The following is an 8,782-nucleotide window of genomic DNA, read 5'->3' on the forward strand; positions in this document are numbered from 1 at the left end:
ATAACTGAAGTGCAGGGATTCTACCGCCCTTCGCTCAAGATCGCCCGCAGTTGATCGATAGAAAAGCGACTGTCCGTCCCGCCGATCCCTCGAGAGTGATTCCCATCGCACGTGATGCAGTACAATCGCTGCTTTTAATCGCCAACCAGCCGGCCATTCCAATGATCGAACCCAAGCGCGTCTTGCGCGCCCTCGCCGAACACTGGGCACTTCTGGAGCCTTTGTGCGAGCACTTCGACCAAGGCACCCTGAGCCTCAACGAACTGCGCTCACAGCTGGCCGCCCAGCAACTGGACAGCACGCCACAGGACATCACCAGCCTGCTGGACGTGTGGATCCGCCTCGATATTCTGGTTCCGGTGGCCAAAAGCCCGAACCGTTTTGAGCTGAACGCGCAGATTCACGACTTCCTCGCCTACCTGCGCCGTGAGCACCGTCTGGGCCTGTGCCTGGAAATCGAAGCCTACCTGCGCCATCTGGAGCGGCTGGCCGGTTACATTCAGGACGCTTTCGACATCCGCGACGGCAATGATCTGGCACGCCAGCTGCGTTTGCTCGACATGCGCGTGCGCGATGTCCTGAAAAAGCTCGCCAACGACGAACAAGCCCTGGTGGCCGTCGCCGAACGGGCCAAGACCAGCGACCGGCAGATTCCGCTGCGTCAGCGTTATGCCGAAGTGCTGGCGACGTGGGACGAATACGTCGAGCCGATGATTCAGTTGGTCAACGCCGACGGCGCCTTCGAGCAAGGCGTGCGCAAGGTTGAAAACGTGCTGCTGCGCATGCTCAGCGAACAACAGCGCCTCGGCCACCTGGTCGACGACGACATGCTGTTGCGCACCCACGCACGCATCCTCGAAATGCAGACCAGCGCCCAACTGACCTTGCGTCATGCTCGCGAGCTGTTGCTGCCGCTGCGTGAAGAGGCCCGTCGGCACAACGCCGTAACCCGTGGCGCGGCGCTGGCGCTGTCGATGATCCGCCGCAAGGGCATCGACGCAGTGCCACAAGCGGCGATGCCGATGTTCACCCGCCCGCAAAGCACCTTCCTCGGCAGCGCCAGTCAGGTCGAAGCCTACGTTTATGCACTGGCGCGTTTCGAGCCAAAACCGGCACGTTTCCCCAAGGCCCACAAAACCCAAAAAGGCGAAGCCCCGCGTGCACCGCGCACCGTTCGGGAAATGCTCGAACGCTGCGAGGACGCGCTGCCGATGCCGGACTTGATGACCTGGCTGCTGGAACAGGAACCGGACGGCGCGACCGACGAGTTGCTGTACTGGTTCTCCCGCCTGTCGCGGGAAAAACGCTTCAAGCGCGAGCGTCTGGAACGCCGCGATTACCACACTCACGAGCACCAGGTCAGCCTGCGCTCCTTCGCCCTGCTCTCGGCCCGCGATGACGCGCCCGAGAATTCTGCGAGCACACCTCATGCATCTTGATCTATCCGAACTGTCTCAGCTGGCGCCGATCTTTCGCGAGCTGTTCAAGGGCTACCACGTCAGCCGTCGCGATCCAGAACTGTACGCGCAGCTGTCGAACTTTCAGGACCAATACCGCACGCTGTTCAAGGCCCTGGGGTTTGAACTGGTCTGCGACACCCGCGGCTTCTACTACTTTGTGCCGGACCTCGCCGCTGCGGCGGTGAACAAGACCGCCCAACGTTTGGCATTGTTCACCTTCATCCTCGTCGAGCATCTGGCTGATCAGGGTCGCGACCCGATCGCCGTGCTTGATGGCGGTAGCCTCGGCCGCGATGAACTGCCTTCGTTACTGGAAAAATACCGCGACCTGTTCATTCAGGCCGAAGTACAAACCCAGGAAGAGCTGGAAGAAAAGATCATGCGCCGCATGACTCAACTCGGTTTCGCTGGCGAAGAGAACGGCATCTACCGTTTCCTGCCGCCGATGCACCGTTTCCTCGATGTTTGCCTATCGGTCCAGCAAGACCGCGATCTGGCCGCCAGTCTGCACAGCGTGCTGCCATTGCCGGCGCCGGTGCTGATCGATGACGACAGCGACGAGAAACTGCTGAAAACCGATGATCCGCTGGACTTGAGTGACTTCGTGGAAGACAGCGAAGAAGACGCGCTGGCGCGCGCCATTGCCGAAGAACAGGAGCTCGACGCATGAGCAAGGAACGCTACGGAATTCGCCGCTTTGCCCTTTTGAACACCGCTGGTTACAGCCTCGGTCTGTTCCCGCTGGAAGAGCCGCTGTCGGTCTACGGCGCGAACAACCTCGGTAAATCCGCCTCGATTAACGCCTTGCAGTTCCCGATCCTGGCGCGCATGTCGGACATGAGCTTCGGCAAGTACAGCCTTGAACAGTCGCGGCGTTTCTACTTCGCCACCGACACCAGTTACATCCTGGTCGAAGTCGCCCTGCCCCACGGCCCCCATGTGATTGGCGTGGTAGGACGTGGCCCGGGCGGTGGTTTCGGTCACCAGTTCTTCGCCTACGCCGGCAAACTGGACCTGGCCCATTACCAGAAAAACGATACTTGCCTGCGCCAGAAAGAGCTGTTCACCAACCTTGAGCGCGAAGGCTTGAAAGCCTACGAACTCAAGCCGGATGAGCTGCGCCGCTTGCTGGTCGGTGGCCACACGTCAGTCCCGTTGGACCTGACACTGATCCCGCTGCGCTCCACCAGCGAGCAGAGCCTGAAGACCTTCCGCGCGCTGTTCATCAACCTGCTGCACATGCGTGAAATCACTGCGGCCAAGCTCAAGCAACTGTTCCTCGATGCCTTTGAACACAGCCTGCGTTCCGGCAGCGTCGATTACATCGCCGCCTGCGAAGAAGCCTTCCGCGACGTGCGCCGCATGGAGCAGGACTACAACTCCCTGGTCACCGCCGGTCCGTTGGTCGAGGCACTGTCCGCAGGGGTGACTCAGCGCAACATTCTGCGCGGCAAGTTGCACCGCATCTCGCCGCTGCTCGACTCGTTGCTCGGCACCTGGTCGGACTACGCCAGCGCGCGCAAGGAAGAGCTGACGATTCAGGCCGAACACTACCGCAACGAGCAGGACGCACTGCAAAACGATCAACGCGGCGGGACTCAGGAACTGATGCGCCTGGAGCGCGAAATCACTGGAATCCAGCGCTGGCTCGGCGAGTTGTCTGTGCTCAAGCATCGCTTCGCCCTGGTCGATGACGTCAAGGTGCTTGAGCAGCAACTGCTCGCCGCCAAGGACGCGCACGATGAACTGGCCGGTGCGCTGGCACAGTCCCGTCAATTCAGTGCCGAAGACCTCGAAGAGCGTCTGCGGGATCTGGAAAAACGCCTGAAATCGGTCAAGCAGCAACTCGATCACGCCGACAACAATAGCTACGCCCGCTTGCGCGAAGAGTTCTCGCAACAGGACGTCGAACGCCTGATGCGACTGTTCAACAGTGCGCTGTTCAGCTTGCCGCTGGGCGAACATGGCATTGCCCTGGACGAAGACGGCCAGTGGGTCAAATCCATGGAGCTGATCCTCGACGGCTTCAAGGGCGAGCGCTTCGAAGTGCCGGGCCTGTCCATCGACCTGTCGCACATCGAACCACCGGCCCTGCAAGCCTTGGCCGACCGCGCCGCGCTGCGTGACCAGAAAGACCGTCTGGACAAAGAACTCAAGCAACTGAAAACCCAAGCGGCCGTCGTGGCGGACCGCGCGGCCAGCAAGACCCAGACCGAAGCGCTGTACCAGCAAGTGCTGGATGCGCAAAAAGCCCTGGAAGACTTCCGCCGCTCGCAAACCCTGAGCGCCGAGGAAGGCGACAAGCTGGAACAGCTGGCGCAGATGGAAGCTGCGCAGGACGAGTTGAAGCGCTCCAGCGACGCCTTCACCGAACGCGTCCAGCAACTGTCGGCCAAGCTGCAACTGGTCGGCCGGCAGATCGGCGACATGGAAGCCAAGCAACGCACTCTCGACGATGCCCTGCGCCGCCGTCAGCTGTTGCCGGCAGACCTGCCGTTCGGTACGCCGTTCATGGACCCGATCGACGATTCCATGGACAACCTGCTGCCACTGCTCAATGACTATCAGGACAGCTGGCAAGGCCTGCTGCGTGTCGACGGGCAGATCGAAGCGCTTTATGCGCAGGTTCGCCTCAAGGGCGTGGCCAAGTTCGACAGCGAAGACGATGTCGAGCGTCGCCTGCAATTGCTGATCAACGCTTACGCGCACCGCACCGACGAAGCCCTGACCCTCGGCAAGGCCCGCCGTGCAGCGGTCACCGACATCGCCCGGACCCTGCGCAACATTCGCAGCGACTACGACAGCCTTGAACACCAACTTGCGCTGTTCAACCGCGAGATCAACAAGCGTCAGGTCTCCAACCTGCAAAGTTTCCGCATCGTGCTGGCGCCGAACAAGGAAGCCCTCAAACATATCGACCAGATCATCCACAGTGCCGGTCAGTATGAGGAAGGCGAAACCCTGTCGGTGTTCGACCTGAGCCAAAGCGCCGATCAGGACAACAAGAACGAAGAAGCCAAGGAATACCTGGCGCGGTTGGTGGCAGCGAACCACAACCAGTTGGGCCTGAAGGATCTGTTCGAGCTGGCGTTCGAAATCACCAAGGTCAACGGATCGCCGGTGATTCACACCGACATCGATGGCGCTGCGTCCAACGGCACCACCATGACCATCAAGGCGCTGACTAACATGTACTTGTTGCTGCACTTGATGGACCGTGATCAAGCTGGGCGCGTACGTTTGCCGTACTACCTCGACGAGGCGGCGGACATCGACGAGAAGAACCAGGCCGCCTTGCTGGAAACCAGCTTGCAACTGGGCTTCGTGCCGATCCTCGCCAGTGTGAAGCCACAGGTCTGCGCCAGTGTCGCAATCGACCTGGAAGGCGGCAGCGGGCCGCATGGTATCTACATCGACGAGGCGGACTGGAAGTACATTCGCCGGCATGACGAGGTGAAGGCAGTAGTCAACGTTGAGTCGACTGAACCGGAACTGGACGAGGTCTGATCCTCTCACCGGTGTCGTAACGAAAAAGGCCGCGATCCAATGGATCGCGGCCTTTTTTATGCTCGCCGTTGCGGGTTATTTGCCGAGGGAAATCTTCGGCGCCCAGGTCAGCCATTCATCTTCGAATTTGTCGAAAAGCGGGAAGGTCTGCTCGGGCCGTGCCGGACTGCCCATGCGATCTCCTTCCGGAGTAGCGAACGCAATGCCGCCCTGAATCAGCGTCTCCAGCGACTCGGTCCGCACCGTTGCGCCTTTGAACAGGCCGAAGTCCAGGCCAAAGCCGCTGGTGTTCCAGAAACGTGTTCCGCTGCGTACCAACGGCGCGTACTTCGGCTCGATCAGGATGTGGACCAACACGCGATCCGCCGTTTGACCCAGTTCATAGCCGGTGACTTTGCCGACGGTAATTTCACGATAAGTCACCGGCACGCCGGTTTTCAGCGAACCACGGCGAGCGGCGCTCAACACCAGACTCAGACCGGCCTCTTCCTTGGCAGACTCCGGAGGATTGGCCAGTGCCACGAAATTTTTCTGTAGACCAAGGTTTTTCGCGGCGGGCTGAACCTCGATGTATTGCCCGGTGACCAGGGTTTCCAGGTTGGACGTTTTGATCAGGCCCAGCTCCGGCTTGACCACCCAGAACTGGCTGCCGACTCGAGCAATGCGCTCCGGCACTTCGGTGATGCGTGCGGTAAGCAGCACCGACTGCAGATCATCACTGAGGTCGACGTTTTCTACCTTACCGACATCCAGACCTTTGAAGCGAATCGGCGTTCCGGTACGCAAACCGTCGGCACGATCGACTTTGATCGTGACTACAGCGCCTTTCTGGCTCGCCTCGTCACGGTTGGCGAACAAACGGAAACGCGGAATCCGCTTCTGCAACGGCGCCGTAGCTTTCGGTGTTTCGAACGCAATACCGCCGGCCATCAGGCTTTGCAGAGATTCACTTTTGACCTGAATCCCGCCGGTGAGGCCACCGGTCAGGGTAATTCCGCTGGCGTTCCAGAATCGCGTCGAGGCGTTGACCAGTCCTTCGTACTCCTTCTCGATGTGTACACCGATGACCAACTGCTTTTTGGTACGCGAGAACTGATAGCTCTGCACCGAACCGACCTTGACCTGCTTGTAGAGAATCGGGCTGCCGACTTCCAGCGAACCGAGGTTTTCGGTGAACAGCACCAGGTGCAGACCTGGAGAACGCAGATCCAGCGGCGGCGGCTTCGGCCGGGCTTCGAATTCGCGTTGCGGCGCGCCGCCCTTGTCGCCAGGGCGCACGGCAATGTAATTACCTTTTACCAACGCCTCCAACCCGGTGATCCCGGCCAGCGAGATTGAAGGTTTGACCACCCAGAACTGGGTCCCGGTCACCAGGTAATCCTCGGCCAGTGGATCAAGGGTCAGCTCGGCCGTGGCACTGGACAAGTCCGGGTCGATCTTGAGCGCTTTCAGGTTACCGACCTGGATGCCTTTGTACATCACGGGTGTGCGGCCGGCCTGCAGGCCTTCGAAGTCGCTGAGTTTCACTTTGACACGAATACCGGCCTGAGCGGCGTCGAAGTCTTCATAGAGACGAAACGGCAAGCTTGGGTCGGTGGGCGGGCTGTCTTTGCGGTTGTCCGGCGTGGCGAAGGCGATACCGCCCGCAACGATACTGGCCAGCGACTCGCTGCGCACTTTTACCCCTGACAGGTTGGCATCGATGCTGATCCCGCTGGCATTCCAGAAACGCGTATATTTGCGCACCAGGTTGGCGTAGGTGGGTTCGATAAAGACTTTGATCTCGACAGTGCTCTGGTCTTCGGACAGCAAGTAGCTTTTCACCTGGCCGACCTGGATCTGCTTATAGAACACCGGACTGCCACGGTTCAGGGAACCCAGACGATCAGCCTTGATGGTCAAGTGCAAGCCTGGCTTGGAGTCAGACAGCGGTGGCTCTTTGGTCAAGGCGGTGAACTTGCGGCTTGGCTCACCCTCTCCCGGGCTGATCGCCACGTAGTTACCTGAAACCAACGTTTCCAGGCCAGTAATCCCGGCCAGGGTGACGCTCGGCTTAACCAGCCAGAAGCGCGTGCTGGTCTTCAGGTACTGTTCAACGTCCTTGTTCATTTCGATGGTAGCGATAACCCCGCGGGTTTTTCCCTCGTCATCCAGCGTCAGGCTTTTTACCTTGCCGACCGGCATACCTTTGTAGACAACTTCGGTCTTGTTGACCTGAATGCCTTCGCCACTTTCGAAGCGCACCTGAACCTCGATGCCGGTCTCATTGTAGGCACGCCAGCCCAGCCATCCGCCAATCATCAAGGCGATCAGGGGCAGAACCCAAATGGCCGACCAGTTCGAAGCCGGTCGAGTTTTAGCTTTAGGCAAATCAGTCATGGTCGTCGTCCGACTCCGTGTTATCCCAAATCAGTCGGGGATCGAAAGTTACTGCAGCAAGCATTGTTAAAATCACCACACTGGCGAAGGCCACCGCACCGAGATTCGCCTCGATACTGGCAAGTCGACCAAAGTTCACCACCGCCACCAGAATGGCGATCACGAAAATATCCAGCATTGACCATCGACCAATGAACTCGATAAACCGATACATCACGATGCGTTGCCGTGCGGATAAAGGCTGACGCCGCTGTACCGAAAACAACAGCAATGCGATGCCCACCAATTTGAAGGTCGGTACCAGAATACTGGCGACAAACACCACGGCAGCAATCGGAAACATCCCGTGCTGAACCAGGGTGATTACGCCGGACATGATGGTATCGCCTTCACCCTGTCCTAATGTACTGACGGTCATGATCGGCAACACATTAGCGGGTATATAGAGAATCGCCGCGGTAATCAGCAACGCCCAGGTGCGCATCAAACTATTGGGGCGACGCGCATGGACCAGTGCTCCACAGCGAGTACATGTCTGCTCGTCGGTGTCCGGTTCCTGCTTGTTAAGCTCATGGCATTCGATACAAATCAGAATGCCTGCATCAATTGCCCGCATGAGCATCCTCTCCTGACAGCGCTTGCCAGATCTGATGAGGCGACATCACTACCTCAAGCAAAACCTGCAGCAATAGCAAACTGATAAAGCACACCAGACCCAAGCCAACCGTTATCGACGCAAGGTCCGCCAGTTTGACGATGGCCACCAGCACGCCCATCAAATAGACCTCGAGCATTCCCCAGTCGCGTAGATGGTGATAAATGCGATAGAGCAGCAAGCCGTAGCTGCGCCCTATATCAAAACGAACGCTCAGCAGTACCAATAACTGACAGAGCAACTTGAGCAACGGGATTCCCATGCTGCACAGAAACACCACTACCGCTACGCCTTGCATCCCGGTATCGAATAGGCCAACGACGCCACTCCAGACAGTGTCGTGCGACGACTGTCCGAGTAGATGGAGTTGCATGATGGGTAAAAAGTTCGCCGGAACATACAACAGCAGCGCGGCGATCACTAAGGCGAGGCTACGCTCTACGACATTGTGCCGGTGGGCGTAGAGCTCATAACCACAGCGCGGACATAGGGCTTTCTCACCATGAGCGAGTTGCGGCTTGCGCATCAGTAAATCGCACTCATGACACGCCACCAAGTCGTCCAGCGGTAAATCTGACAGCCCAGGGGCGTCAACCGGATCTGGCATAAAGGGCTCGGGCTCTGAAAATGACCGGCCTATTCTAGTGTTCTGGCCGAGAAATAACTGTGCAAATTTGTCCGGATTCCGGAATCAACTTTCTCGCAGGCAAAACAAAACCCCAACTGCTTTCGCAATTGGGGTTTCGGAATTTAATCTTGACGATGACCTACTCTCACATGG

6 protein-coding genes are annotated in these 8,782 nt (G+C 58.7%); 3 read left to right on the plus strand and 3 right to left on the minus strand.

Annotated elements, in window-relative coordinates:
* Positions 1 to 161 precede the first annotated feature (161 nt).
* Genes mksB through mksF form a run of 3 tightly spaced genes read left to right on the plus strand, consistent with a single transcriptional unit; the run spans position 162 to position 4,967 of the window.
* Positions 162 to 1,439 carry an Mks condensin complex protein MksB gene (gene mksB / locus KRR23_RS03430; protein ID WP_178098849.1) on the plus strand — a complete coding sequence of 426 codons (1,278 nt, stop codon included), beginning with the start codon at positions 162 to 164 and terminating at the stop codon, positions 1,437 to 1,439.
* Positions 1,429 to 2,130, plus strand: coding sequence for an Mks condensin complex protein MksE (gene mksE, locus KRR23_RS03435; protein ID WP_216741319.1), 702 nt, complete (start codon positions 1,429 to 1,431; stop codon positions 2,128 to 2,130). The genes mksB and mksE overlap by 11 nt, the downstream gene beginning before the upstream one ends.
* The gene (mksF, locus tag KRR23_RS03440) at positions 2,127 to 4,967 is read left to right on the plus strand and encodes an Mks condensin complex protein MksF (RefSeq protein ID WP_216741320.1); all 2,841 of its coding nucleotides are present in this window, start codon (positions 2,127 to 2,129) and stop codon (positions 4,965 to 4,967) included. The genes mksE and mksF overlap by 4 nt, the downstream gene beginning before the upstream one ends.
* A 75-nt stretch (positions 4,968 to 5,042) precedes the next feature.
* Here the strand turns inward: mksF and KRR23_RS03445 are convergent, their stop codons facing one another.
* The 3 genes from KRR23_RS03445 to KRR23_RS03455 are packed head-to-tail and all read right to left on the minus strand — an operon-like array spanning position 5,043 to position 8,608.
* On the minus strand, positions 5,043 to 7,346 hold the full coding sequence (locus KRR23_RS03445) for a PqiB family protein (RefSeq protein WP_216741321.1): 2,304 nt from the start codon (positions 7,344 to 7,346) through the stop codon (positions 5,043 to 5,045).
* Positions 7,339 to 7,962 (minus strand): paraquat-inducible protein A, encoded by a 624-nt coding sequence (locus KRR23_RS03450; RefSeq protein ID WP_019693707.1) that lies wholly within the window; start codon positions 7,960 to 7,962, stop codon positions 7,339 to 7,341. Before KRR23_RS03450 ends, KRR23_RS03445 begins: the two co-directional genes overlap by 8 nt.
* Entirely contained in the window at positions 7,949 to 8,608 is a 660-nt protein-coding gene (locus KRR23_RS03455) for a paraquat-inducible protein A (protein WP_216741322.1), read from the minus strand. Before KRR23_RS03455 ends, KRR23_RS03450 begins: the two co-directional genes overlap by 14 nt.
* Positions 8,609 to 8,782: the final 174 nt, after the last annotated feature.

This window comes from Pseudomonas sp. CVAP#3, from assembly GCF_018986375.1.
GTDB classification, from domain to species: Bacteria; Pseudomonadota; Gammaproteobacteria; order Pseudomonadales; family Pseudomonadaceae; genus Aquipseudomonas; species Aquipseudomonas helvetica.

What these genes read in the sequence shown, in the direction of transcription:
- KRR23_RS03450 (WP_019693707.1), bottom strand. Translation starts at nt 7,962, where the DNA reads ATGCGGGCAATTGATGCAGGCATTCTGATTTGTATCGAATGCCATGAG.
- mksB (WP_178098849.1), top strand. Translation starts at nt 162, where the DNA reads ATGATCGAACCCAAGCGCGTCTTGCGCGCCCTCGCCGAACACTGGGCA.
- mksE (WP_216741319.1), top strand. Translation starts at nt 1,429, where the DNA reads ATGCATCTTGATCTATCCGAACTGTCTCAGCTGGCGCCGATCTTTCGC.
- KRR23_RS03455 (WP_216741322.1), bottom strand. Translation starts at nt 8,608, where the DNA reads ATGCCAGATCCGGTTGACGCCCCTGGGCTGTCAGATTTACCGCTGGAC.
- KRR23_RS03445 (WP_216741321.1), bottom strand. Translation starts at nt 7,346, where the DNA reads ATGACTGATTTGCCTAAAGCTAAAACTCGACCGGCTTCGAACTGGTCG.
- mksF (WP_216741320.1), top strand. Translation starts at nt 2,127, where the DNA reads ATGAGCAAGGAACGCTACGGAATTCGCCGCTTTGCCCTTTTGAACACC.